The 24,285-nt window shown below is 76.2% G+C and carries 23 protein-coding genes; 13 read left to right on the top strand and 10 right to left on the bottom strand.

Annotation, left to right across the window (positions count from 1 at the left end; translation table 11 throughout):
- Positions 1-11: 11 nt before the first annotated feature.
- Positions 12-1,220, bottom strand: coding sequence for a helix-turn-helix domain-containing protein (locus H505_RS0137005; protein ID WP_026405985.1), 1,209 nt, complete (start codon positions 1,218-1,220; stop codon positions 12-14).
- 41 nt (positions 1,221-1,261) lie between these two features.
- On the opposite strand from H505_RS0137005, the gene H505_RS0137000 reads away from it, so the two are divergent.
- The 5 genes from H505_RS0137000 to H505_RS51315 are packed head-to-tail and all read left to right on the top strand — an operon-like array spanning position 1,262 to position 7,027.
- Entirely contained in the window at positions 1,262-2,149 is an 888-nt protein-coding gene (locus tag H505_RS0137000; protein WP_199747939.1) for an enoyl-CoA hydratase-related protein, read from the top strand.
- Between the two features lie 5 nt (positions 2,150-2,154).
- Entirely contained in the window at positions 2,155-3,411 is a 1,257-nt protein-coding gene (locus H505_RS46770) for a CaiB/BaiF CoA transferase family protein (RefSeq protein ID WP_084551321.1), read from the top strand.
- 36 nt (positions 3,412-3,447) lie between these two features.
- Entirely contained in the window at positions 3,448-4,776 is a 1,329-nt protein-coding gene (locus H505_RS46765) for an MFS transporter (protein ID WP_034521782.1), read from the top strand.
- Positions 4,773-5,879: an acyl-CoA dehydrogenase family protein gene (locus tag H505_RS51320; RefSeq protein WP_026405983.1), complete on the top strand. Its 1,107-nt coding sequence runs from the start codon at positions 4,773-4,775 to the stop codon at positions 5,877-5,879. The genes H505_RS46765 and H505_RS51320 overlap by 4 nt, the downstream gene beginning before the upstream one ends.
- The gene (locus H505_RS51315; protein ID WP_026405982.1) at positions 5,876-7,027 is read left to right on the top strand and encodes an acyl-CoA dehydrogenase family protein; all 1,152 of its coding nucleotides are present in this window, start codon (positions 5,876-5,878) and stop codon (positions 7,025-7,027) included. The genes H505_RS51320 and H505_RS51315 overlap by 4 nt, the downstream gene beginning before the upstream one ends.
- A gap of 82 nt (positions 7,028-7,109) precedes the next feature.
- On the opposite strand, the gene fabG is transcribed toward H505_RS51315, so the two are convergent.
- The 3 genes from fabG to H505_RS46760 form a co-directional block, all read right to left on the bottom strand.
- Positions 7,110-7,880, bottom strand: coding sequence for a 3-oxoacyl-ACP reductase FabG (gene fabG, locus H505_RS0136975; protein WP_026405981.1), 771 nt, complete (start codon positions 7,878-7,880; stop codon positions 7,110-7,112).
- Between the two features lie 13 nt (positions 7,881-7,893).
- Positions 7,894-9,045 (bottom strand): acyl-CoA dehydrogenase family protein, encoded by a 1,152-nt coding sequence (locus tag H505_RS0136970; RefSeq protein ID WP_026405980.1) that lies wholly within the window; start codon positions 9,043-9,045, stop codon positions 7,894-7,896.
- Between the two features lie 697 nt (positions 9,046-9,742).
- Entirely contained in the window at positions 9,743-10,075 is a 333-nt protein-coding gene (locus tag H505_RS46760; protein WP_034521779.1) for a DUF3099 domain-containing protein, read from the bottom strand.
- A gap of 68 nt (positions 10,076-10,143) precedes the next feature.
- On the opposite strand from H505_RS46760, the gene H505_RS0136960 reads away from it, so the two are divergent.
- Positions 10,144-10,356, top strand: coding sequence for a dodecin (locus H505_RS0136960; protein WP_026405979.1), 213 nt, complete (start codon positions 10,144-10,146; stop codon positions 10,354-10,356).
- A 128-nt stretch (positions 10,357-10,484) separates the two neighbouring features.
- Here the strand turns inward: H505_RS0136960 and H505_RS0136955 are convergent, their stop codons facing one another.
- Together H505_RS0136955 and H505_RS0136950 are read right to left on the bottom strand one after the other, a co-directional pair.
- Positions 10,485-11,864, bottom strand: coding sequence for a metallopeptidase TldD-related protein (locus H505_RS0136955; protein WP_051301635.1), 1,380 nt, complete (start codon positions 11,862-11,864; stop codon positions 10,485-10,487).
- A 5-nt stretch (positions 11,865-11,869) separates the two neighbouring features.
- Entirely contained in the window at positions 11,870-13,369 is a 1,500-nt protein-coding gene (locus tag H505_RS0136950) for a TldD/PmbA family protein (protein WP_026405977.1), read from the bottom strand.
- A 188-nt stretch (positions 13,370-13,557) separates the two neighbouring features.
- On the opposite strand from H505_RS0136950, the gene H505_RS0136945 reads away from it, so the two are divergent.
- Together H505_RS0136945 and fabI are read left to right on the top strand one after the other, a co-directional pair.
- The gene (locus H505_RS0136945) at positions 13,558-14,262 is read left to right on the top strand and encodes a beta-ketoacyl-ACP reductase (RefSeq protein WP_026405976.1); all 705 of its coding nucleotides are present in this window, start codon (positions 13,558-13,560) and stop codon (positions 14,260-14,262) included.
- 4 nt (positions 14,263-14,266) lie between these two features.
- Positions 14,267-15,055, top strand: coding sequence for an enoyl-ACP reductase FabI (fabI, locus tag H505_RS0136940; RefSeq protein WP_026405975.1), 789 nt, complete (start codon positions 14,267-14,269; stop codon positions 15,053-15,055).
- 80 nt (positions 15,056-15,135) lie between these two features.
- Here the strand turns inward: fabI and H505_RS50430 are convergent, their stop codons facing one another.
- The 3 genes from H505_RS50430 to H505_RS0136925 all read right to left on the bottom strand — a co-directional run bounded on the left by H505_RS50430 (position 15,136) and on the right by H505_RS0136925 (position 19,099).
- On the bottom strand, positions 15,136-15,309 hold the full coding sequence (locus tag H505_RS50430; RefSeq protein ID WP_157433266.1) for a hypothetical protein: 174 nt from the start codon (positions 15,307-15,309) through the stop codon (positions 15,136-15,138).
- A 735-nt stretch (positions 15,310-16,044) separates the two neighbouring features.
- Positions 16,045-18,075, bottom strand: a complete 2,031-nt coding sequence (locus H505_RS0136930) for a helix-hairpin-helix domain-containing protein (protein ID WP_245592731.1) — start codon at positions 18,073-18,075, stop codon at positions 16,045-16,047.
- A gap of 70 nt (positions 18,076-18,145) precedes the next feature.
- The gene (locus tag H505_RS0136925) at positions 18,146-19,099 is read right to left on the bottom strand and encodes an aldo/keto reductase (RefSeq protein WP_026405973.1); all 954 of its coding nucleotides are present in this window, start codon (positions 19,097-19,099) and stop codon (positions 18,146-18,148) included.
- Between the two features lie 225 nt (positions 19,100-19,324).
- On the opposite strand from H505_RS0136925, the gene H505_RS46755 reads away from it, so the two are divergent.
- Positions 19,325-19,960: a hypothetical protein gene (locus H505_RS46755; protein WP_034521776.1), complete on the top strand. Its 636-nt coding sequence runs from the start codon at positions 19,325-19,327 to the stop codon at positions 19,958-19,960.
- Here the strand turns inward: H505_RS46755 and H505_RS0136915 are convergent, their stop codons facing one another.
- On the bottom strand, positions 19,961-20,932 hold the full coding sequence (locus H505_RS0136915; RefSeq protein ID WP_026405972.1) for a magnesium and cobalt transport protein CorA: 972 nt from the start codon (positions 20,930-20,932) through the stop codon (positions 19,961-19,963).
- Positions 20,933-21,044: 112 nt separating this feature from the next.
- Between H505_RS0136915 and H505_RS0136910 the strand changes: the two genes are divergently transcribed.
- The 4 genes from H505_RS0136910 (at position 21,045) to H505_RS0136895 (ending at position 24,153) form a co-directional block, all read left to right on the top strand.
- Positions 21,045-21,881, top strand: a complete 837-nt coding sequence (locus H505_RS0136910) for an MSMEG_4193 family putative phosphomutase (RefSeq protein WP_026405971.1) — start codon at positions 21,045-21,047, stop codon at positions 21,879-21,881.
- Between the two features lie 10 nt (positions 21,882-21,891).
- The gene (locus H505_RS0136905; protein WP_026405970.1) at positions 21,892-22,437 is read left to right on the top strand and encodes a DUF3090 domain-containing protein; all 546 of its coding nucleotides are present in this window, start codon (positions 21,892-21,894) and stop codon (positions 22,435-22,437) included.
- A 108-nt stretch (positions 22,438-22,545) separates the two neighbouring features.
- Positions 22,546-23,325, top strand: a complete 780-nt coding sequence (locus H505_RS0136900) for an SCO1664 family protein (protein WP_026405969.1) — start codon at positions 22,546-22,548, stop codon at positions 23,323-23,325.
- Between the two features lie 48 nt (positions 23,326-23,373).
- Complete coding sequence (locus H505_RS0136895; protein WP_026405968.1) at positions 23,374-24,153, top strand: NRDE family protein; 780 nt, start codon at positions 23,374-23,376, stop codon at positions 24,151-24,153.
- The last annotated feature ends 132 nt before the right edge of the window (positions 24,154-24,285 follow it).

The following is a 24,285-nucleotide window of genomic DNA, read 5'->3' as shown; positions in this document are numbered from 1 at the left end:
GGCCGCGGCGGTCAGGGCGCCGCCGCGCGCCGGTGGTGCGCGACCGCGACGGCCGCGGTCAGCAGCCCGTCCGCCGTCGTGACGTCCACGCCGGTCAGCGCGTGCACGCGGGCCAGCCGGTTGTCGACGGTGTTGGGGTGCACGCCCAGCGCGCGGGCGGCGCCGCGCCGGTCGAGGTCCCGCGCGAAGTAGGCCAGCAGCGTCTCCCACAGCTCGGCGCGGCCCGCCAGCGGCGCCATCGCCGCGAGCAGGACGGGCGCGGCCCGCGAGTCGGCGCCGAGGTGGTACTCCAGCGCCACGTCCGCCAGCCGGTACGCGCCGGGCGGGCGGCCGGTGCCGCGCACGATCCGCAGGATCCGGCGCGCCGCGGCGGCCGCCGCCGGCGCCTCCCCGGGCGCCCGGACCGGCTCGGCGGCCAGCGTGACCGGCCCGCCCGCGGCCCGCCCGACCCGCTCGGCGAGCACCCCGGCGTCCACCTCGGCGTCCAGCGCCCCGGTGAGCAGCAGGACGCCGCCGGACGCGCGCAGGTCGGCGGGCGGCTCGGCACCGTAGAGCCGCTCCAGGGCGTCCAGGATCCGCCGGGCCCGGCGGTGCGCCGTGACGCGCCGCGCCGCCGGGTCGACCTCGTCCGCCGCGGCGGGCGGCGGCTCCGGCGGCAGCTCCACGACCACGAGGGTGAGCACGGCGGGCACCTCGCCCTGGAAGTGGGCGACCAGCGGGGACGGGTCCCCGGCGAGCAGCGCGGACACGACCCGGGCGCCGTCGCGGGCGTACTCGGCGGCCGCGGTGCGGGCGTGCTCGTCGTACCCCGCGGCGCCCGCCTCCTGGAGGGCGTCGTTCACGTCGTGGGCGCGCCGCATCGCGGGGGCGAGCGCCGCCGGCGCGTCCGCGAGGGCCGCGCCCAGCTCGTCCCACAGCGCGTTCAGGCAGCCGTGCAGCGCCCGGATGTACTCCTGGAACGGCACCCCCTCCGCCGCCCGCTCGCGGGCGCGTTCCCGCACGAGCCGCAGGTCCTCCTCCCGGACGTCGCGGTCCAGCAGCGAGCCGAGCATGAGCCGCAGCGTCAGCCGGCACGTGCTCGCCATGACCGTCTGGAGCTGGAGGGGGATCCGGTCCCCGTACAGCGGCGAGCGCGCGGCGTAGTCCGCGACCACCGCGCGCGCCAGCGTCGGCACGCGGGGTTCCAGCCGCCGCACGACCCCGGCGTAGCCCTCGGTCACGCGCACCTCCGTTTCTGTGAATCGTCACAGCATATTGAGCCGTGCGCTGTGCCGGATCCGGATGGTGGGGGCCGGTCCGCGTCGCGAGCCTGGTGTGCACGTGGAAGGAGGCCACCGCCTTGCCCGACACCGGCTCGTCCCCGACCGTCCTGTACGAAGCGGCGCACGGCGTCGCGACGATCACTCTCAACCGCCCCGGGCGCCGCAACGCGCTGTCCCGCGAACTGTCGGCCGCCCTGACCGCCGCCCTGGAGGAGGCCGCGGGCGACGACGCCGTCCGCGCCGTGGTGCTCACCGGCGCCGGCGGGGCGTTCTGCGTCGGCGCCGACCTCGCGGGCGCCCCCGGGACCCGCGCCCTGACCGGCACGTCGCCGGACGGCGACCGCACCCGGCTGCTCGCGGGCACCCGCAACGCCGTGCTGCTGCACGAGATGCCCAAGCCCGTCGTCGCCGCGGTCCCGGGCGCCTGCGCGGGCGCCGGGCTGGCGCTCGCGCTGGCCTGCGACCTGCGGTACGCCGCCGGCACCGCCGTGTTCAACACCGCGTTCGTGGACGCCGGCCTGCCCGGCGACCTCGGCACGGCCTGGTTCCTGACCCGCGCGGCCGGTCCCGCCCGCGCCCGCGAGCTGCTCCTGCTGCCCGGCCGGCTCGACGCGCGGGCCGCGGCGGACGCGGGGCTGCTGCACGGCGTCGTCCCGCCGGACGCCCTCGCCGCGCACGCCGCCGGGATCGCCGCGCGGCTCGCCGCGAAGGCGCCGCTGGCCGTCGCCGACGCCAAGCGCGGCCTGCTCGACGCGCAGACCCTCCCGCTGGGCGACTACCTGCGCGCGGAGGCCGACCGGATGGTCCGCTGCGCCCACAGCGCCGACGCCCGCGAGGCCGCCGCCGCGTTCCTGGACAAGCGCGCCCCGCGCTTCGAGGGCCGGTGAGCGGCATGGCCGGAACGAGCGGAACGAGCGGAACGGAGGAAACGGCCGGGACGGGCGGGACGGGCGCGGGCGCGCCGCTCGCCGGGACCAGGGTCGTCGACTTCGGCCAGTACATCGCGGTCCCCGGCGGCACCCAGACGCTCGCCGACCTCGGCGCGGACGTGATCAAGGTGGAGCCGCCGGGCGGCGACCAGGCCCGCGGCATCGGCGCCTACGGCGAGGCGATCATGCGCGGCTACAACCGGGGGAAGCGCGCCGTCGTGCTCGACCTGCGCGACCCCGCCGACCGGGCCGCGGCGCTGCGGCTCGCCGCGTCCGCCGACGTGGTCGCGCAGAACCTGCGGCCCGGCGTGCTCGCCCGCTTCGGGCTCGGACCCGCCGACGTCCGCGCCGTCAACCCCCGCGCCGTGTACCTCACCGTCACCGGCTTCGGCACCGGCGGCCCGTCGCGCGCCCGTCCCGGCCTGGACATCGCCGCGCAGGCCGAGAGCGGCATCATGGCCGTCACCGGCGCCGCGGACGGCGAGCCGCAGCGCGTCGGGTTCCCCGTCGTTGACCACGCGGCGGCGCTGGTGGTCGCGCAGGCGGTCCTGGCCGCGCTGCTGCGCCGCGAGCGGACCGGCGAGGGCGACGAGATCGAGGTGTCCCTGCTGGAGGTCGCCGTCCACCTGCAGACGGTCAACTGGGGCGAGTACGGCGTGACCGGCGCCGAGCCCGTCCGCACGGGCAACGGGCAGCCGAGCGCGGCGCCCGCCGCCGACGTGGTCGGCACCGCCGACGGCGCCGTCGTCGTCTCCGCCTACACCCGGGAGCGGTTCGCCCGGCTGTGCGAGCTGATCGGCCGCCCGGACATGGCCGCCGACCCGCGGTTCGCCGACAACGCCGCGCGCGTCGCGCACCGCCCCCTGCTGCTGGCCGCGCTGAGCGCGGCGTTCGGCGCGATGACCTCCGAGGAGGCCGTCGGGACGCTGGCCGCCGCCGGGATCGTCGCGGGCGCCGTCCGCGGCTACCGCGCGGTCCGCACCGCCCCGGACGTCGCGGCGTCCGGCGTCTTCGTGCCCGCGACCGCCGCCGACGGCACCCCGTACGAGGTGCCCGGCCTGCCCTACCGGTCCGTCCGGTACGGGCGCCACGCGGCGCCCGGCCGCGTGCCGGCCCTCGGCGAGCACCACGACGCCGTCCTCGCCGAACTGGACGGGACCGGCCCCGCCGCCGGACCGGACGCCGGACCGGACGCCGCCGGACCGGACGGGCGCGGCTGACGGCCGTCCCGTACCCTCCCACCCCTCGGAGACCTCATGGCTGTGAAAGACCGGGCCCGCGCGGCCCGCGACGACGGTGCCCGCGCGACGCGCCGGCGCGGCTGGACGATCACCGTCCTGTTCCTGCTGTTCATGCTCATCAACTTCGCCGACAAGGCCGTCACCGGCCTCGCCGGCGTCGAGATCAAGCGCGACCTCGGGCTGAGCGCCGAGCAGTTCGGGCTCGTGCAGAGCAGCTTCTTCTGGCTGTTCGCGGTCGGCGCCGTCGTCGTCGGCGGGCTCAGCGACCGGATCCGGGCCCGCTGGCTCGTCGCGGGCCTGATGGCGGTGTGGTGCCTGAGCCTGCTGCCGCTCGCCGCGCCGATCGGCCTCGGCATGCTGATGGCCTGCCGCATCCTGCTCGGCTTCGCCGAGGGCCCGGCCGCCGCGCTCGCCAACCGCGTCGTGCACACCTGGTTCCCCGCCCGCGAGCGCGGCCTGCCCAGCTCGGTCGTCATCACCGGCGCCGCGCTCGGCCCGCTGCTGGCCGCCCCGACCCTGAGCTGGGTCATCGACGCCTACTCGTGGCATGCCGCGTTCCTCGTCCTGGCGGCGGCCGGGGCGCTGTGGCTGGTGCTGTGGCTCCTGCTCGGCGGCGAGGGCCCCGAGGGCACGGCGGCCGAGGAGCCGTCCGGCGCGGAGGCGGACCGCCTGCCCGCACGGGTCCCGTACCGGACGCTCCTCACGTCCGGGACCGTGCTCGGCCTGACCGCCCTCGCGTTCTTCTCCTACATGAGCACGACGCTGAAGGTGAGCTGGCTGCCGGTCTACCTCGAGGAGGGCCTGGCGTACGACTCCCGCACCGCGGGCCTCCTGGTCGCCTTCCCGTACGCGGCGGCCGTGGTGCTGACGCTCGCCGTCGGCTGGTACTCGGGACGGCTGGTGCGGCGCGGCGTGCCGAGCCGCCTCGCGCGCGGCGCGCTGTCCGGGGCGCTCATCGCCGCGTCCGGGGCGTCGATGGTGCTGTTCACCCAGCTCGACCGGGGCTGGCTCCAGATGGCGTTCCTGACGTTGGCGTTCTCCCTCAACACCTCGGCGTGGGGCATCGTCGTCGCGGCCCTGTCGGACGTCGTCCCGCGCGCCCAGCGGGGAACGGTGCTCGGCGCGTTCATCGCCGTCTACAGCATGGGCGGGGTGCTCGCCCCGATGATGCTCGGCGGGTTCGTGGGCTCCGCCGCGACCGAGGCCGACGGGTACGGCACCGGGTTCCTCGTCACCGGCGTGGCCATGCTGGCCGGCGTGCTGGCGGCGCTGCCGTTCGTCGACCCCGAGCGCGACGCGCGCGGGTTCGCGAGGTTCGCCGCGGACGAGGGGAGCGACCGGTGACGCTCGCGATCACCCCGGAGCGGCGGGCGCTGCGCGAGGCGCTGCGCGACCTGCTCGCCCGCGCCTGCCCGCCCGCGGCGGTCCTCGCGGCCATGGAGACGCCGGACGGCACCGACCGCGCCCTGTGGGACGTCCTGTCCCGGGAGCTGGGGCTGCCCGGCCTGCTCGTCCCCGAGGACCTGGGCGGCGCCGGACTCGGCCTCCCCGAGCTCGTCGTCGTGCAGGAGGAGCTGGGACGGGTGCTCCCGTGCGTCCCCGCGTTCTCGACCGCCGTGCTCGCGCCGCTCGTCCTGCTGCACGCCGCCCCGGCGAGCGGCGCCGCGCGCGACCGCCTCGCCCGGATCGCGGCGGGCGGGACGACGGTCGCCGTGGCCCTCGGCGACGACCCGTCCCGCTGGGGCGGCGGGTACGGCGACGTGACCGCCGCGCCCGCGGGCGCCCTCACCGGGTGGGCGTCGTACGTACCGGACGGCCACATCGCCGACGTCCTGCTGGTCACCGCCCGCGACCCCGGCGGCGCGACCGCGCTGTACGAGGTCGACGCGCGCGAAGCCGTCCGGTCCGTGCTGCCCGCGCTGGACCTGACCCGCCCGATGGCGCGGATCGTGCTGCGGGACGCCCCCGGACGCCTCCTCGCCCGCGGCGCCGGGGACGGGCTCGCGCGGGCGCTCGACCTCGCCCTCGTCGCGCTGGCCGCCGAGCACGTCGGCGGCGCCCGGCGCTGCCTGGACCTCGGCGTGCGGCACGCCGGGACGCGGGAGCAGTTCGGCCGCCCGATCGGAGCGTTCCAGGGGGTCAAGCACCTGTGCGCCGACATGCTCCGCGCCATCGAGCCCGCGTGCTCGGCCGTCCGCCACGCCGCCGCCTGCGACCCCGCCGACCTGCCCGAGCAGGCCGCGCTCGTCAAGGCGCACTGCCCCGGCGTGCACTTCGCGGCGGCGTGCGAGGCGATCCAGATCCACGGGGCGCTCGGCTTCTCGTGGGAGCACGAACTGCATCTGCACTACAAGCGGGCCAAGTCCGGGCAGCTGCTGTTCGGCGAGACCGGCCACCACCTGGACGTGGTGGCGGCCCGCGCCGGATTCGGGGAGGACGGCCGATGACCGCCGAGGACCTGCGCGCCGAGGCGCGCGCGTGGATCGCCGCGCACCGCGACGCCGCCGTCCCGGCGGCCGGCGCGCACCCGCCGCACGACCACGTGCCGGACGAGCGCGACCGCCGCTGGCTGGACGCGGCCCGCGACGGCGGCTGGGTGTGCCTGTCGTGGCCCGCCCGGTACGGCGGCCGCGCCCTGTCCGAGCTCGAGATCATCGCGGTGAACGAGGAGTTCGCCCGCGCCGGGGTGCGGCGGCCCGACCTCGGGATGGGCGAGGCGCTCGTCGCCCCGGCGCTCCTCGCGCACGGCACGCCCGGGCAGAAGGACCACTTCCTGCCGCGCATCCGGTCCGGCGCGGACGTGTACTGCCAGGGCTTCTCCGAGCCCGAGACGGGCTCCGACCTGGCGGGCCTGCGCACGCGGGGGACCGTCGAGGGCGGCACCGTCCGCGTCACCGGCCACAAGATCTGGACGTCGCACGGGCTCCAGGCGAACATGATGTTCCTGCTGTGCCGCACCGATCCGGACGCGCCGCGCCACCGGGGCCTGTCGTACGTCCTGCTGCCGCTGGACGGCGGCGGCGTGGACATGCGCCCGATCCGGCAGCTCACCGGCGGCGCGGGCTTCTGCGAGGAGTTCCTCGACGGCGCGGCCGCCCCGCTGTTCAACGTGATCGGCGGGGTCGGCGGCGGCTGGCGCGTCGCGATGACGACCCTCGGCGCGGAGCGCGCGGGGGAGATCACCGGGCAGTACTTCGGCTACCGCCGCGAGTTCGAGGCCCTCGTCGCGCGGCTGCGGGGGCGGGGGCGCCTGCGCGACCCGCACGTCCGGCGGGCGCTGGCCGAGGCGTACGTCCGCGTGGAGCTGATGCGGTTCACCGGCCGGCGGGTCGCCGACGAGATGGCGGCGGGCGGGGACGTGTCCGCGCCCTTGGCCGTCGACAAGATCAACTGGTCGGAGTACCACTGCGACTTCGGCTCCCTGGCGCTGGACGCGCAGGGCCCGGCGGGGCTGCTGCGGCCGCCCGGCGACGGCTACCCGGTCGACGAGTTCCAGCAGGTGATGCTGGGCAGCCGCGGCCGCCGGATCGCCCGCGGCACCAACCAGATCCAGCGCGACATCATCGCCGAGCGGGTCCTCGGACTGCCCCGGTGAGACCCGGCGCGCCCCGGCCGTCCGCGCGGACGGCCGGGGCGCGGGGGCGGCCGGTGGCGCGGCGCCCGCGGGAACGGTCCCGTCAGGCGCGGGGACCGCCCGCCACGTAGATGACCTGCCCCGAGACGAACGAGGCGTCGTCGCTCACCAGGAACGCGACCGTCCCGGCGATGTCCTCCGGGCGGCCGACGCGGCGCACCGGGATCTCCTTGGCCGCGGCGGCCTTGAAGTCCTCGAAGTCGACGCCGACGCGGGCGGCGGTCGCGGCGGTCATCTCGGTCTCGATGAAGCCGGGCGCGATCGCGTTCGCGGTGACCCCGAACTTGCCGAGCTCGATCGCGAGGGTCTTGGTGAAGCCCTGGAGGCCCGCCTTGGCCGCCGAGTAGTTCGCCTGCCCGCGGTTGCCGAGCGCCGACACCGACGACAGGTTCACGACGCGGCCCCAGCCCGCCTTCGTCATGTGCTCCTGCGCGGCGCGGCTCATCAGGAAGGAGCCCCGCAGGTGCACCGAGACGACCGAGTCCCAGTCGTCGTCGGTCATCTTGAACAGCAGGTTGTCGCGGGTGATGCCGGCGTTGTTCACCAGCACGACGGGCGGGCCCAGCTCGGCCGCGATCCGCGCCACGGCGGCGGTGACGGCGGCCGAGTCGGCGACGTCGACGCCCACGGCGAGCGCCGTCCCGCCGTCCTTCGCGATCGTCTCGACGGTGCCCGCGCAGGCGGCCTCGTCGAGGTCGCAGACCGCGACGGCGAAGCCCTCGCGGGCCAGCCGGACGGCGACGGCGGCGCCGATGCCGCGCGCGGCGCCGGTGACGACGGCGACCCGCGGGCCGCCGGTGGGGGTGTCGGTCATGGTGGGCCTCCCGTCAGACCTGGATGTCCTTGGCGATGATGGTCTTCAGCACCTCGCTGGTGCCGCCGTAGATCCGCGTGACCCGGGCGTCGGTGTACAGGCGCGCGATCGGGTACTCCAGGATGTAGCCGTAGCCGCCGTGCAGCTGCAGGCACTTGTCGACGACGCGCTGCTGCACCTCGGTGCAGAACAGCTTGGCGACGGCGGCGTCGGCGGGGGTGAGCTCCCCGGCGTCCAGCGCCTCGATCGCGCGGTCGATCAGGGAGCGGGCCGCCTCCACCTCGGTGGCGCACTCGGCCAGGACGAACTTGGTGTTCTGGAACGAGGACACGGTCTTGCCGAAGACGGTGCGCTCCTGCACGTACTTGCGGGCGAACTCGACGGCGGCGGCGGCCGACGCGTAGGAGCTGGTGGCGATCCCGAGGCGCTCCTCGGCGAGGTTGTGGGTGAGGTACTCGAACCCGCGGCCCTCCTCGCCGAGCAGGTCCTCGACGGGGACGCGCACGTCGCTGAAGGACAGCTCGGCGGTGTCGGAGCTGCGCAGCCCGATCTTCTCCAGCTTGCGGCCGACCGCGTAGCCCTCGCTCTTGGTGTCGACGACCAGGATCGACAGGCCGGCGCGGCGGTTCTCGGGGGTGGCGGGGGAGGTGCGGGCGACGACCAGCATCCGGTCGGCGAGGACGCCGCCGGTGATGAACGTCTTGGCGCCGTTCAGGATGTAGTGGTCGCCGTCGCGCTTCGCGGTGGTCTGGATGCCGGCGAGGTCGGAGCCGGTGCCGGGCTCGGTCATCGCGATGGCGGTCATCATCTCGCCGGAGATGAACGGCGGCAGCCACCGCTTCTTCTGCTCCTCGCTCGCGTACTTGAGCAGGTAGGGCAGGACGAGGTTGACGTGGACGCCGTAGCCGCCGAAGCTCACCCCGGCGCGGGCGCACTCCTCGGAGACGACCGCCTGGTACTTGAAGCTGGTCTCCCCGGCGCCGCCGTACTCCTCGGGCACCTGGATGCCGAAGACGCCCAGCTCGCCGAGCTTGTTGTAGAAGCCGCGGGGCGGGTGCCCGGCGGCCTCCCACTCCTCGTAGTACGGCGCGACCTCGGCCTCGATGAAGTCCCGGATCGTGTCCCGGAAGGCTTCGTGGTCCTCGTTGAACAGGGTGCGGCGCACGCTGTGCCCCTTTCGCGGTAACTGCGGATCGCGTCACCGGCGGAACGCCGGCAGTTTTCGAACTTCGTTCTAGAACGGCATTGTAGCGTTCGCGGCCGCTGCGGCCGCCCCCGCCGAGGCCGCGGCGGCGGCGCCCCGGGACGGGCGCGCGGAGGAGCGCCTCGGATGACCGGGTGGTCGCACGCGCGGCGCTCGACCCGTCCCGGGGTGCCGGAGGGGTGGGCGGGGCCGCTCCGGAGTGCGGAGGGCCGACGGCCGGGCGCCGGCCCGCCGCCGGTTCCCGTGTGCGCGGGCTGCACCGGTGCGCGGATCGTCCGGGAATGGATCACTGCCCTTCCGAACGAGCGCTTGTGAATTCCACTCCGCCGTCGTGCGGACGGCCCTCAGGAAAGGTTCGGACGGCGGCGGTTCCGGTCCCTGGCCGGAGCCGGACACGGCCGGCGGTTGCGCGGGCGGGCGCTGTGTGCGGCGGCGCGCAGGGCGCCGCGCCGCGCGTCAAGCCCGCGGCGAGCGCGGGTCACGGGGAGGTGCCGGGAGATAAAAAGCGGCGCCGGGTGGATACGGGGGCAATCCACCCGGCGCCGCGTCATCGGTGTTCCGACGGGGGCCCGGAACACCGGCACGGGCGCTCCGACGGGGGACCAGAGCGCCGGTACAAATCGTACACCGAAACCCCCCGCGGTTAGTCAAGAGAATGTCACGACCCGATTTCCGGTCGCCGACCGGAAATCGGCTTCTGTTCCGCTCCCTCGGCGTCGTCGAAGCGGGCCGCCGGCGTCGGCTCCCGCCCGCCGTTCGCGAAGATCACGCTGACGTAGGGCAGGAACAGCGCGCCGACCACCATGAGCGCCACGAGCCAGAACGGGGCGCCGGCGATCGCGCTGAGCACCGCGCCGGCGAAGCAGCCGGTCCGGACGGCCATGGACACCAGGTAGCGGCGCTGCCGGTACCCGATGTCCTCCGACATCGGCCGGGGCGCGTTGGTGACCGTGTAGACCTGCTCGGCCTCCCGGCGGTGATTGAGCTTCACGTTTCCAAGGTAAGCCCATGACGTCCGACATACGACAGCAGGACGGTCAAGACATCGGGAGGATCGAGATGACCGATCGCACCTACCGGGTGACCGAGATCGTGGGCACCTCGCCGGAGTCGGTGGAAACCGCCATCCGCAACGGCATCAAACGCGCGAACGAGACCCTGCGCCACCTGGACTGGTTCGAGGTGAAGGAGGTTCGCGGGCAGATCGAGGACGGCGACGTCGCCCACTACCAGGTCACGATGAAGATCGGCTTCCGCCTCGAGGACGCCTGAGGCGCGCGGCCCGGCACCGCACGGCGCCGCACGGCGTCACGCGGCGCCCCACGGCCCCGCACCGTGCCGGCACGGCGCGGCCGGACCCCCGGTGCCACCGGGGCCCGGCCGCGCCGTGCGGCGCGCCCTCAGGACGCCTGCGACACCGTCGACATGTTGAAGTCGGGAACCCGCAGCGCCGGCATGGCGGCGCGGGTGAAGTAGTCCGACCACTCGCGCGGCAGCGTCGGCTCGGTCCGGCCGGCCTCGGCGATCCGGCCCAGCAGGTCCACCGGGCTCTCGTTGAACCGGAAGTTGTTGACGGCCCCGACGACCTCGCCGTCCTCGACGAGGTACACCCCGTCGCGGGTGAGTCCGGTCAGCAGCAGGCTCTGCGGGTCGACCTCCCGGATGTACCACAGGCAGGTCAGCAGCAGCCCCCGCTCGGTGCGGGCCACCATCTCCTCCAGGGACGCGCCGCCGCCCGGCGCCGTCATCGCCAGGTTGTCGATCGGCGGTGTGACGGGCAGGCCGGTGCGGTCCGCGGACCGCCGCGTCTGGGTCAGCGCGGCCAGCTCGCCGTCGCGGATCCAGTCGGTGGCGCCGAGCGCGACACCGTTGTCGAACACCGACGACTCCCGGCCCGACGCGTGCGCCACGACGAACGGGGCGCATTCCATGCCCGGCGCGGCCGGGTCGCTCGACAGCGTGATCGGCAGGTTCGCCAGCCGCTCCCCGACGCGGGTGCCGCCGTCCGGCGCGCTGAACACCGTCCGCCCGTCCGCGGCGTCCTGCGCGCCCGCCGACCAGTACAGGTACACCATGAGGTCGGACACGGCGCTCGGCGGCAGGATCGTCTCGTAGCGCCCGGCGGGCAGGTCGAGGCGCCGCTTGCCCCAGTCGAGGCGCCGCGCGAGCCCGGCGGCGAGCCCGTCGACGTCCACGTCGGTGAAGTCGCGGGTGCCGACGCCCGCCCACGCCGAGCCGCCCTCGCCCTTGGCGTTGAGCTCCAGCAGCCCCGTCGGCTGGTCGTGGCGGGCGCGCAGCCCGGCCGAGCTCCCCACGAACGTGGACGTCAGCACGTGGTTCGCGAACCCGTACAGGCGCCGGTCGGCGGCCTGCGCGGCGGCGAACGCCTCGCCGAGCGCGGGCGCGACCCGCTCGAACACGCCGATGCCGGTCTCGGCCGGCCCGGCGTCCCAGTCGCCGGCCCCGGCGGGCGCCGCGGCGACGAGCGGGGCGGCGTCCTCGGCGGGCGCGTTCCCGGCGGCGTCGGCCTCGGCGGCGCGCACCAGGTCCTCGATGCCGCCGGCGTCGACGGCCGCCCGGGACACCACGCCCGCGGCGACGCCGCCGCCGGTCTCGCGCAGCGCGATGACGGTGAGGCGGCTGGAGCGGGTGACGCCGTTGGTGGTGAGGGTGTTGCCGGCCCACCGCAGGTTCGCGGTGCCGGTCTCGTCGGCGATGACGATGCAGTCGTCGGCGCGCGACAGCTCGAGCGCCTTCTCGACGGCGTCCTGCGGCCTGATCGTGCTCACTGCCCGCCCTCCTTCACCGTGTTGAGGATGTTGACGCCGCGGAACAGCGCGGACGGGCAGCCGTGGCTGACCGGCGCGACCTGCCCGGGCTGGCCCTTGCCGCAGTTGAACGCGCCGCCCAGCACGTACGTCTGCGGGCCGCCGACGGCCTCCATCGAGTTCCAGAACTCGGTGGTGGTGGCCTGGTAGGCGACGTCGCGGAGCTGCCCGGCGAGGCGGCCGTTCTCGATCCGGTAGAAGCGCTGCCCGGTGAACTGGAAGTTGTACCGCTGCATGTCGATCGACCAGCTCTTGTCGCCGACGATGTAGACGCCGTTCTCCACGCCGCCGATCAGCTCGTCGGTGGACGGCCCGTCCGGCGCGGGCGCCAGCGACACGTTCGCCATCCGCTGGATCGGCATGCTGGACGCGGCGTCGGCGAACGCGCACCCGTTGGAGCGGTCCGCGCCGGTGAGGCGGGCGATGCGCCGGTCGGTCTGGTAGCCGGTGAGGACGCCGCCGGAGATGATGTCGAACGACCGCGTCGCCACGCCCTCGTCGTCGTAGCCGATGGTGGCGAGGCCGTGCTCGGCGGTGCGGTCGCCCGTCACGTTCATGGCGTCCGACCCGTACTTCAGCGTCCCGAGCAGGTCGGGGGTGGCGAACGAGGTGCCCGCGTAGGCCGCCTCGTAGCCGAGGGCCCGGTCGAGCTCGGTGGCGTGCCCGATGGACTCGTGGATCGTCAGCCACAGGTTGGACGGGTCGACGACGACGTCGTAGCGGCCCGGCTCGACCGACGGCGCGGCCAGCTTCTCGGCGAGCAGCTCGGGGATGCGCGCCAGCTCCCCGTCCCAGTCCCAGTGCGCCCCGGTCAGCCACTCCCACCCGTATCCGGCGGGCGGCGCGATCGTCCGCATCGTGTCGAACGCGCCATCGGCGATCCCGACGGCGTTGACGACCGGGTGGAGCCGCACCCGCTGCTGGGTGGTGACGGTCCCGGCGAGGTCGGCGAAGAACTTGTTCTCCTTGACCTGCAGCAGCGTGGCGTCCACGTGGTCGACGCGGTCGTCGGCCAGCAGCCGCCGCGACCAGTCGGTCAGCAGCGCGACCTTGTCGCCGGTGGGGACGGCGAACGGGTCGGTCTCGTACGCCGACACCCACGTCCGCTCCCCGTGGACGGGTTCGGGCGCCAGCTCGATCGGCTCCCGGTTGACGGGACGGGCGACGGCGGCGACCTCGACGGCCTGCTCGGCGACGCGGGCCGCGCCGTCCGGCGTCAGGTCGATGCCGGCGGCGAACCCCCAGGTGCCGTCCTTGACGACGCGGACCGACAGGCCCACGTCGTCGGCGTCCAGCGCGGTCTCCAGGGCGGCGTCGTGCAGGCGGAGGGTCTGGCTGCGGATGCGCTCGAGGCGGAAGTCGGCGTGCTCGGCGCCCAGTTCGCGGGCCCGGGTGAGGGCCGCGTCGGCCAGCGCGCGCAGCGGCAGCGCGGTGAAGGCGGGATCGATGTCATGCACTCTTCGCAACCTACCGCCCGGGCCGCCGCCCCGGCCCGCAAGCGCGGCCGAACAAAGCGGCCCGGCGGATCTTGTCGGTTCGGCACATCTTCGCCGCCCCGCGCCGGCCGCTAGGTTGGTGCGCTGTCATCACCGGACGACGGGTCGCGACGGCCCGCGCACCGCAACAAGTCGACGAGAGGGTCGTGATGAGTCGCTCTGTCCTCGTGACCGGGGGTAACCGGGGCATCGGCCTGGCGATCGCCCGCGAGCTCGCCGCCGCCGGAGACGCGGTCGCCGTGACGTACCGGTCCGGCGAGCCGCCGGAGGGCCTGTTCGGCGTCAAGTGCGACGTCACCAGCGCCGAGGACGTGGACGCGGCCTTCGGCAAGGTCGAGGCCGAGCAGGGGCCCGTCGAGGTGCTCGTGGCCAACGCCGGGATCACCAAGGACACGCTGCTGGCGATCATGAGCGAGGAGTCGTTCACCTCGGTCCTGGACACCAACCTCACCGGCGCGTTCCGGGTCGCCAAGCGCGGCGTGAAGGGCATGATGCGCAAGCGGTCCGGGCGCATCGTGCTGGTGTCGTCGGTCGTGGGCCTGATGGGCTCCCCGGGGCAGGCGAACTACGCGGCGTCCAAGGCCGGCATGGTCGGGTTCGCGCGGTCGCTGGCCCGCGAGCTGGGGTCGCGCGGCATCACGGTGAACGTGGTCTCGCCCGGGTTCGTCGACACCGACATGACGCAGGTGCTGACCGAGGACCAGCAGAAGGGCATCCTGTCGGCGATCCCGCTGGGGCGGATGGCGCAGCCGGAGGAGGTCGCCAAGGCCGTCCGGTTCGTGGCGGGCGAGGACGCCGCCTACATCACCGGGGCCGTGATCCCGGTGGACGGCGGCCTGGGAATGGGGCACTGAGGTCATGGGAATCCTCGAAGGCAAGCGCATCCTGGTCACCGGTGTCCTCACCGACGCCTCGATCGGCTTCCACATCGCCCGGATCGCGCAGGAGCAGGGCGCCGAGGTCGTGCTGACGGCGTACCCGCGCCCGACCCTCACCCAGCGCACCGCGAAGCGGCTCCCGTCCGGTCCCGACGACGTCCCGCCGGTGCTGGAGCTGGACGTCACCGACAGCGCGCAGCTCGAGGGCCTCGCCGACAACCTGCGCGGCGTCGGGTTCGACCGGCTCGACGGCGTCGTCCACGCGATCGGGTTCGCGCCGCAGACGGCGCTCGGCGGCAACTTCCTCGACACCCCGTGGGAGGACGTCGCGACCGCCGTGCACGCGTCGACGTACTCGCTGAAGTCGCTGACGATGGCGTGCCTGCCGCTGATGAAGGACGGCGGCTCGGTCGTCGGCCTCGACTTCGACGCGACCAAGGCGTGGCCGGTCTACGACTGGATGGGCGTCGCGAAGGCGGGCCTGGAGTCGTGCGCCCGCTACCTGGCCAAGTACCTCGGCCCGCAGGGCGTCCGCGTCAACCTGGTCGCGGCGGGCCCGCTCGCCACGATGGCCGCCAAGAGCATCCCCGGGTTCGAGGGCATGACGGAGCTGTGGCCGAAGGCGGCGCCGCTCGGCTGGGACATCAAGGACTCCGAGCCGACGGCCCGCGCCTGCGCGATGCTGCTGTCGGACTGGTTCCCGGCGACCACCGGCGAGATCGTCCACGTGGACGGCGGCCTGCACGCCATCGGCGGCGTCTCCGACTGACCCGGCGGCCTCCGGGGCGTCTTCCGGGCCCGGCTCCCGCGCGGGGGCCGGGCCCGTGCCGTTCCCGGGAGCGCCGGACCTCAGCGGCGTGCGCGGCTCCGGGTCCGGTTCCGGGCGGGGACCGGCGCGGTGGCGTGGCGGGCGCGCAGGACGCGCCCGGTGACGCTGAGGTGGAGGGCGGCGACGGCGCCCGCGGAGGCGGCCGCGGCGGCGACCCACACGGCCCGGTCGGTCTGTTCGCCCGTCGCGGCCACGGGCGCGACGAGGCGGGTCTGCGGCCGGGCCGCCGCGACCGGCTCGGGCGCGACCTCCGGTGCGGGCAGGACGCCGCCCGCCGGTTCGGGCGCGGGGACCTCGCCGTCCGCCGCGGCGGGCGGCGCCTCCCCGGCCGGGATCTCCGGGTCGGGCGGCGGCGCGCCGCCGCCCCCGGCTCCCGCCGCCTCGCCGCGCCGGTTCGGGTTCGGGCGCGGGCTCCTCCGGCTCGCCGGCGGGCTCGGACGGCTGCGCCGGCGCCGACGACGAGGGAGGCGACGAGGGAGGGGGCGTCGGGTCGGGGGAGGGGGTCTCGGGGCTCAGCGACTCGCGAATGTTGCCGAGCCGGCACTTCCAATTCTCGATCGTGCTCGCCGGGTCGGTGCCCTCCTTGCACACCTCCGGTTCCCCGGCCGCGTGCGCGGCGGGGGCGGTGAACAGCAGGGCGAGGGCGCCGGCCGAGACCGCCGCCGACGCGGTCCCCGCGCGCACGAGCCGCCTGGCTCCGGATCGCCGTTCGGGCATGTCGCTTCCTCCGCCTGGGGGTCGACGCCGTGCCCGGCGGGCCCGGGGCGGGCTCGGGACACGGCGGTCACGGTCAGGTCCGCGCCATCGGCCCGATCCTGCCCCGGGAGACACCTCCCGTAAACCTCCCGCGCCAGTGACCGCTTACTTCGACGGCCGCCGCGTCCCGAGCCGCCGCGTCCCGTGTCGCGTCCCGTGTCGCGTCCTCGCGGTCACTGTGCGACGAGGCGGGCGAGGCGGGTGCGCCGCTCGGGGGACTCCGTCTCGCGGACGGCGCGTGCCAGCGCGGGCCCGGCGGCCTGCACGACCGACAGGTGCCGCACGGCCCGGCCGAACGCGGTGACGGCCAGCGGCCGCGACAGGCCCGCGTCCGGCAGGACGGCCACGACGGCGGGCCGGCGCGCGCCGCGCGCCTGCGCGACGGTGACGGCCCAGCCGTGCCGCAGCCGCGCCGCGTCGGCGGGGGAGAGGACGGCCGCGCCGCCGGGGAACTGGACGTCGAGGCCGTGCGGCCCGCCGCCCGCCACGACGCCGGTCTCACCGAGCGCGGCGTGCGTCAGCGGCGCCGCCACGACCACCCGGTCGCCGGCGTCGAACCCGCCGAACGCGCCCGGGCCGGGGTTCAGCCGCTCCTTCAGCGCGGCGTTCAGCGCGCCGGTGCCCGCCGGGCCGCCCGCCGCGACCGCGACGACCTGGACGTCCTCCACGGGGATCTCCAGGGCGCGCGGGATCGAGTCGGTCACCAGCTGGACGGCGCGGTGCACCGCCTCGGCCGGATCGGCGGCCGGGACGATCACGACCTCCCGCCCGGGGGCGTCCACGGCGGGCAGTTCCCCGGCCCGGACCGCCTCGGTCAGCTCCGCGACGGGGTCGCCGGGCGGCGTCGCGTCCAGTTCCACGACCGGGACGGTCTCCGACGCCTCCAGGTCGTCCAGCGGGCGGCCCGGCCCGGCGGGCGGCAGCGCGCCGGGCTCCCCGCACAGCACCAGGTGGGTGCCGTCGGGGCACGCCTCGGCCAGCACGGCGCACAGTTCGACGTCGAGCCCGGCGGCGTCCGCGACGATGACCAGGTCGAGGTCGAACGGGTGCCGCTCGCCGCGCCCGTACACGACCGCGCCGGGCGCGGCGGACGGGTCGCCGACCGGTTCGAGCAGCCGGTGCAGGCTCGCGATCACCGGTCCGCCGCCCGCGCCGCCGGGCTCCGCGGGCAGCGCGGCGGCCAGGTCGGCGGCGGCGCGGTCGGTGGGCGCGGCGACGGCGGCCCGCACGCCCCGCGACGCGGCGGCGCGCGCGATCCCGACGGCGGTGCGGGCGAGGTCGCCGGGCGTGCCCCGCAGGACGCTCACGCCGGTGCCGAGCGCGGCGGTGAGGGCGAGGGAGCGGTCCTCGGCGAGGCGGGCGCGCAGGTCCTTGACGGACGCGTCGTCCAGCAGCGGCCCGGCGGTGACGGTGAGCCGCTGCAGGCCCTCGGCGGCGGCCTCCTCGGCCAGCGCCCACCGGGCGGCGCCGAGGGACTCCTCGGGCTCGGGCGGCGCGGCGTCCTCGCCGTCGTCCCCGAAGTCCTCGTCGAACCGGGGCTCCTCGGTGAGCGGCACGACCTCGCCCTCGTCCAGCGCGGCCTCGACCGCGCGGGGCGGGTCGGCGACGCCGAGCCGCGCGAGCCCGTCGAGCACGTCGGGGAGCGGCGTGACGGTGTGCCCGTCGCGGGCGGCGCCGGTGAGCAGGTGCAGCACGAGGGCCCCGCCGCGGCGCGGGTCGTCGGGGCGGGCGTCCGGGCCGAGGACGGCGCGGGCGAAGTGGTCGGCCTGCTCCGGGCGGACGCCGGGGACGCGCAGCAGCCGCCACGGGTCGGCGCGCAGCCGCGCGGCGGCGGCCGGGCCGAGCCGCGCGGCGGTGCGGGCGGTGAGCGCCGGGGGCGCGCCCGCCTCGGCGAACAGCTCGGTGAGGGCGCGCAGGCCCTCCTCCGCGCTGGGCAGCGGCCCGGACGGCTCCGCGGCGGGGGCGGGCGGCGGCGCGGGGGCCGCCGCCGCGGGCGCCCCGGCGGGCGGCTCCCCGGCGGGCGCGGCGGGCCGGGCAGGCCCGTCGGAGGGCGCCGGGTGGTTGCGCCGCGCGCTCTCCTCGGCGGCGCGCATGACGGCGGCGGCGCGCGCCGCGCGCTCGGCGGCGGACTCGCCGCCGCCGAAGCCGCCGCCGGAGCCGTCGTCGGCGGCGGGGTGGTCTGCGGGTTCAGGGGTGTCGGTCACGTGCTTCCCGTCACGGCTGTTCACGGTGGGCGGTGGACCGTCCTGAGGGTGCCACGGACGGCCCGTGCGGTCACGGAGGGGGAGGGGACATGTCGGAGACGTCGTCCAGCGCGGCGCGGATCTCGCCCGGCAGCGTCAGGTCCTCGCTCTCCAGCGCGGCCGCCAGCTGCGCGGCCGTCCGGGCGCCGACGATCGGCGCGGCGACCCCGGGCCGGTCGCGGACCCACGCCAGCGCCACGCTCAGCGGGGAGACGCCGAGGCCCTCGGCGGCGGTCACCACCGACTCCACGATCCGGCCGCATTCCTCGTCGAGGTAGGGGCGGACGAAGTCGCCGTACTGGTCGCCCGCGGCGCGGGACCCGGCGGGGATCCCGGTGCGGTACTTGCCGGTGAGGACGCCGCGGCCGAGCGGCGACCACGGCAGCAGGCCCGCGCCCGCGTCCAGCGCCGCCGGGACGACCTCCCGCTCGATGTCGCGGCGCAGCAGCGAGTACTCCAGCTGCGCCGACACGATCGGGGCGCGGCCCGGCCACGCCTTCTGCCACGCGGCGGCCTTCGCGATCTGCCAGCCCGCGAAGTTCGACACGCCCGCGTACCGGGTGCGGCCCGACACGACCGCCTCGTCCAGCGCCGACAGCGTCTCCTCCAGCGGCGTCGCCGGGTCGTACACGTGGAGCTGCCACAGGTCGACGTGCTCGAGGTCCATGCGGTCCAGGGAGGCGTCCAGGGCGCGCAGCAGGTGCCGCCGCGACCCGTCGTAGCGGCCGTCCGGGCGGATCGCCGCCTTGGTGGCGACGACGAGGCGGTCGCGGTCGACCAGCTCCCGCATCAGGTGCCCGAGGATCTGCTCGCTGCGGCCGTCGCAGTAGACGTCGGCGGTGTCGACCAGGGTGCCGCCGGCTTCGACGAACGCGACGAGCTGCGCCGCGGCCTCGTCGGGTTCGGTGTCCTCGCCCCAGGTCATGGTGCCGAGGCCCAGCCGGGACACCAGCAGCCCGCTCCGCCCCAGGTGACGCTCCTTCATAGGCGGCCAATGTATCGGTCATCGCCGACGCGCATTCCCGCGCCCGGTCCCGGCGCCGCCCCGGCGGGCCCGCGCGCCGCGGGCCGTCCCGGCCGGTCCCGGGCGGCGTTTTTCGTCGCCGGGTGAGCGTTCCGGCGGCGCGTTTGATCACCCGCGCACGAACCGGCGGCGAACCCGGCGCCGAGGCTATTGCCGCGGGACATCGCCGGGTTAGAGTGCGGCGCCATGGCACCACCCCCGTTCTCGATGTACTCGCCGAAGGACCCCGGGGGCGACGGCGCGGCCGACGTCGCGGCGGGCCTCGCGCCGGTGTACGGGGCCGGCCCGGACGACGACCCGGGCTACGTCGCGTCGCTGCGCGGCGGCACGGTGCTGGGGCGGCTGCGCGCGGGGATGCTGGTGCTGCTGGCCGCGCCCGTCCTCATCCTCGCGATCATGCCGCTGATCGTCCAGGGCGACGCGGGCCTCGCCGGCGACGGCGGGCCGTGGCCCTACCTGGTGCTCGCGGCCCTCGCGCTGCCCGCGGCGCTCGCCGCGCCCCGCACGCCGCGCCCGATGCCGCCCGGCGGGACCCGCGGCGACGCGGCGGGGCGGGCGCTGCTGCTGTTCCGGCAGGCGGTCCTGCTGCGCCTCGCGCTGGCGCTGGGCGTCGTCCTGGCGGGGCTGCCGCTGGCGATGGTCGGCCACGGCGAGCTGATCTTCCTCGCGGGGTTCGCGGCCGGGTACCCGCTGCTGCTGGGGCTGGCGGTGCCCACCCGCGGCGGCGTGGAGCGGCTCCGGCGGCGGCTGGAGCGGGACGGCGCCGAGTCGCACCTGTGGGCCGTCCTGCTCGCCGCCGAGCCCGGCCCGGACGACCGGTGATCAGAGCCAGCCGCTCTTGCGGAGCCGCCGGAACAGGACCGCGCACACCGTCGCCATGACCGCCAGGACCGCCGGGTACCCCCACGTCCAGTGCAGCTCGGGCATGTGGTCGAAGTTCATGCCGTAGATCCCGGCGATCGCCGTCGGCACCGCGATGATCGCCGCCCACGCGGAGATCTTCCGCATGTCGGCGTTCTGCCTGCTGCCCACCAGCGCCAGATGCGCGGTCAGGACGCTGTTCAGCAGCTCGTTGTGCGCGTCGACCTGCGCGTCCACGCGCAGCAGGTGGTCCAGGACGTCCCGGAAGTACTCCCGCGTCCCCGCGCACTCCGGCACGCGGCCCTTGACGATCTCCTGCAGGACCGGGACGAGCGGGTCCTCCGCGCCGCGGAACTCCAGCACCTCCCGCTTCAGCGAGTAGATATCGGCGGTGACGTCGGGCGCGTCGGGGTCGAACACCGACCGCTCGAGGCCGATGATGTCCACCTCGACCTCGTGCGCGATGACGCCGTACCGGTCGACGACCTCGTCGCACACCGCGTACAGCACGGACGTCGCGCCGTGCCGCAGCATCCCGGGGTCGCGCTCCAGCCGGTCCCGCACCGGCCCGAGCGGGTTCCCGGCGCCGTGCCGCACCGTCACGACGAAGTCGGCGCCGAGGAACACCATGATCTCGCCGACCTCGATGTCGGACGTCGCGTCGATGTAGGTCAGCGTCTTCAGCACGACGAACAGCGTGTCGCCGTACCGCTCCATCTTGGGCCGCTGGTGCGCCGCGACGGCGTCCTCGGCGGCCAGCGGATGCAGCTCCAGCTCGTCCTTGACCAGGTCGAACTCCGCCGCGCCGGGCTCGAACAGCCCGATCCAGACGAAGCAGTCGCCGTCCCGGCGCGCGGTCCGGATCGCGTCGCCGATGTCGCCGTCGATCTCGTGCCGGGTCCCGCCCGCGTAAATGGCCTTGTCGACGATCACGGGACGCATTGTCGCGCATCCGCCGGCGCCGCGCCTCCCCTCGGCGGGGCGTCCCGCCCGACCGCCCCCGCCCGATCATGGCGGCGCCCCGCATTGCGTAGAGTTGCCGACTGTGACGACCCTTCTCCTGGTACGGCATGGCCTGACCGCGATGACCGGGCCGGTGCTCGCCGGGTGGACCCCCGGGCTCGGCCTGGACGAGCGCGGCCGCGCGCAGGCGGCGGCCCTCGCCGACCGCATCGCGGAGCTCCCCCTGGCCGCGATCGTGTCCAGCCCCCTCGACCGCTGCGTGCAGACCGCCGAGGCCGTCGCCGCCGGCCGCCCCGGCGCCGCCGGCGCCGTCCGCACCGACGACCGGTTCGGCGAGGTGCACTACGGCGACTGCCCCCCCCCCCCCGGCCCCCGGGCCGCCGCCGGCCGCCCCGGCGCCGCCGGCGCCGTCCGCACCGACGACCGGTTCGGCGAGGTGCACTACGGCGACTGGACCGGCCGCCGCATCGAGGAGCTCGCGAAGGAGCCGCTCTGGCGGGTCGTGCAGAGCCACCCGAGCGCCGCGGTGTTCCCCGGCGCGGACGGCGAGTCCCTCGCCGCCGCGCAGCACCGCGCCGTCGCCGCCGTCCGCGACTGGAACGCGCGGATCGCCGCCGAGCACGGCCCGGACGCCCTCTACGCGGTGTGCAGCCACGGCGACGTCATCAAGGCGATCGTCGCCGACGCGCTCGGCCTGCACCTCGACCAGTTCCAGCGGATCCACGCCGACCCCGCGTCCCTCACCGTCGTCCGCTACACCGAGCTGCGCCCGTTCGTCGTCCGGCTCAACGACACCGGCGGGGACGTCTCCGGCCTCGTGCCCGAACCGCCGAAGGAGGGCGACCGGGAGCGCGCGGGCGACGGTTCCGGGAAAGCCGGACTCGGGTCGAGTGACGCGGTCGTCGGCGGCGGCGCGTAGGGTCGGTGTCATGCCCGTCATCTCCTACGATCTGCCGGAGCGGTTCGTGGCCGGCGCCGTCGGGCGGCCCGGCGACCGCGCGTTCTACCTGCAGGCGCGCTCCGGCCGCCGCGTCACCAGCGTCGGCCTGGAGAAGTTCCAGGTGACGCTGCTGGCCGAGCGGCTGGAGGAGCTGCTGGACGAGGTGCTGCGCCGCAGCGGCGGCGACGCGCCCGTGCCCGCGGCGGCCCCCGCGGAGCTGCGCGACGACGGCCCCCTCGACCAGCCGGTGGAGGAGGAGTTCCGGGTCGGCACGATGGCGCTCGCCTGGGACCCCGACGGGCAGCGCGTCGTGATCGAGGCGCAGGAGGTCACCGAGGGCGAGGACGCGGAGGTCGGCGAGGACGACCCCGCGATCGCGGTGCTGCGGGTGCAGATCAGCCCCGCCCAGGCCCGCGCGTTCACCGAGCGGGCCCTGAAGGTCGTCGCGGCGGGCCGCCCCCCGTGCCCGCTGTGCGGGCTGCCGCTGGACGCCGAGGGGCACGTCTGCCCCCGGCAGAACGGATACCTCGGCTGACATGGCGCACCGCCCCCCGACCCCCGCCGCCGGGCGCCGTCCCGCGACGCGCCGTGCGGGGACACCGGCGTACTGGATCATGAAGGCGGATGCCGGGAGAATGAGCGCATGACCCAGTCCTCCCGGGATCGGGCGCCTGCCGGCGACGGCGCGCCCGGCCGCCCGGTGCCGCCGGGCGACGTCGCCGCCGCCGAAGGGCTCCTGCTCGCCGGGCGGCTGACGGTCGAGGGCCGGCTCGTCCAGGCGTCCAACGCCACCCTGTACTGCTCGATCGAGCACGAGGGCCGGTCGGCCGCCTGCGTCTACAAGCCGGTCGCGGGGGAGCGCCCGCTGTGGGACTTCCCCGACGGCACGCTCGCCGAGCGGGAGGTCGCCGCCTACGAGGTGTCCCGCGTCATGGGCTGGAGCACCGTCCCCCCGACGGTGCACCGCGACGGACCCTACGGCCCGGGCATGGTGCAGCTGTGGGTCGAGCCCGACCCCGACATCGACCTCGTCGCGCTGTCGCGGTCGGACGACGAGGCGGTGCGCCGGATGGCGGTGTTCGACGCCGTCATCAACAACGCCGACCGCAAGATCGGGCACCTGCTGCCGCCCGGCGGCGGCCACGTCTACGGCTGCGACCACGGCGTCACCTTCTCGGTCGAGTACAAGCTGCGGACCGTGCTGTGGCAGTGGCGCGGCAACCCGCTGACCGCCGAGGCGCTCGAGGCGCTCGCCCGCGTCGACGCGGGCCTGCGCGGCGGCCCGCTGGCGGCGCGGCTGGCGGAGCTGCTCACCGCCGAGGAGGTCGACGCGACCCGCCGCCGCGTGGAGCTGATGCTCAAGCACCGCATCCACCCCTACCCCCCGGAGGACTGGCCCGCCGTCCCCTGGCCGCCGCTCTGATCCGCCCCCGCCGTCGCCCCGTTCCGGGCAAGATGCTCAAATTGGGGCATGTGCACGGCGATCATCAGCGTCGACCCGTCGTCCCCGGTCCCGGTCCTGCTCGCGGGCGTCCGCGACGAGTTCGTGAACCGCGCGTGGGAGCCCCCGGCCCCCCACTGGCCGGACCGCCCCGGCGTGGTCGGCGGCCGTGACCTGCGCGCCGGCGGCACCTGGCTGGCGGTCGACCCCGCCGCGCCCCGCGCCGGGGTGGTGCTGAACGGCCGCGGACGGCCCGCGCCCGAGGACCGCCGCGCCAGCCGCGGCGAGCTGCCGCTGCTCGCGGCGTCCGGCGGCGACCCGGGCGCGCTGCCCCTGGACGTCTTCGACCCGTTCCACCTGGTCGCGGCCGAGCCCGGCCGAGTGCGGCTGTGGAGCTGGGACGGCGGCGCCCTCGCCGCGCACGACCTCGGCCCCGGCGTCCACCTCATCGTCAACAGCGGCCTGGAGGGCGGAGGCGGCCCCGGCAGGACCGACGGCGACGTGCGGGAGGACGCCTACATGGCCGCCCGCCTCGCCCACTTCCGGCCCCGGATGCTCACCGCGCCGCGCCCGGAGCCCGGCTTCGGCGGCGAGCCCTCCGCCGAGGCGTGGGGCGCCTGGCTGCCGCTCGTCGACGGCGACGGCCTCGCCCGCGCCGACCACCGGGCCCTGCTGCCGCTGCTCGACCTCGGCGAAGGGCGGGTGTGGGGCACCACCTCCGTCAGCCTCGTCGCGCTCGCCGAGGACGCCGCCCGCTACGACTTCTCCGCCGTCCCGGGCGACCCCGCCGCCTGGACGCGCGTCCTCTGACCCGGCTTCCGCCCCCGGTTCCCGCTCACCGCCCGCGGCGCGCCGCCCGGCGCGCCGGGAGACCGTTTTGCCGCAACGGACCGCCCCTCCGTGACGCCCGGTGCTAGTTTGACTACCTATTGCGATCTTTGT

The sequence above is a fragment of the Actinomadura rifamycini DSM 43936 genome (genome assembly GCF_000425065.1).
Classification (GTDB): domain Bacteria; phylum Actinomycetota; class Actinomycetes; order Streptosporangiales; family Streptosporangiaceae; genus Spirillospora; species Spirillospora rifamycini.
The sequence above is the reverse complement of the archived record's forward strand: the minus strand, read 5'-3'. Positions and strand labels throughout refer to the sequence as shown.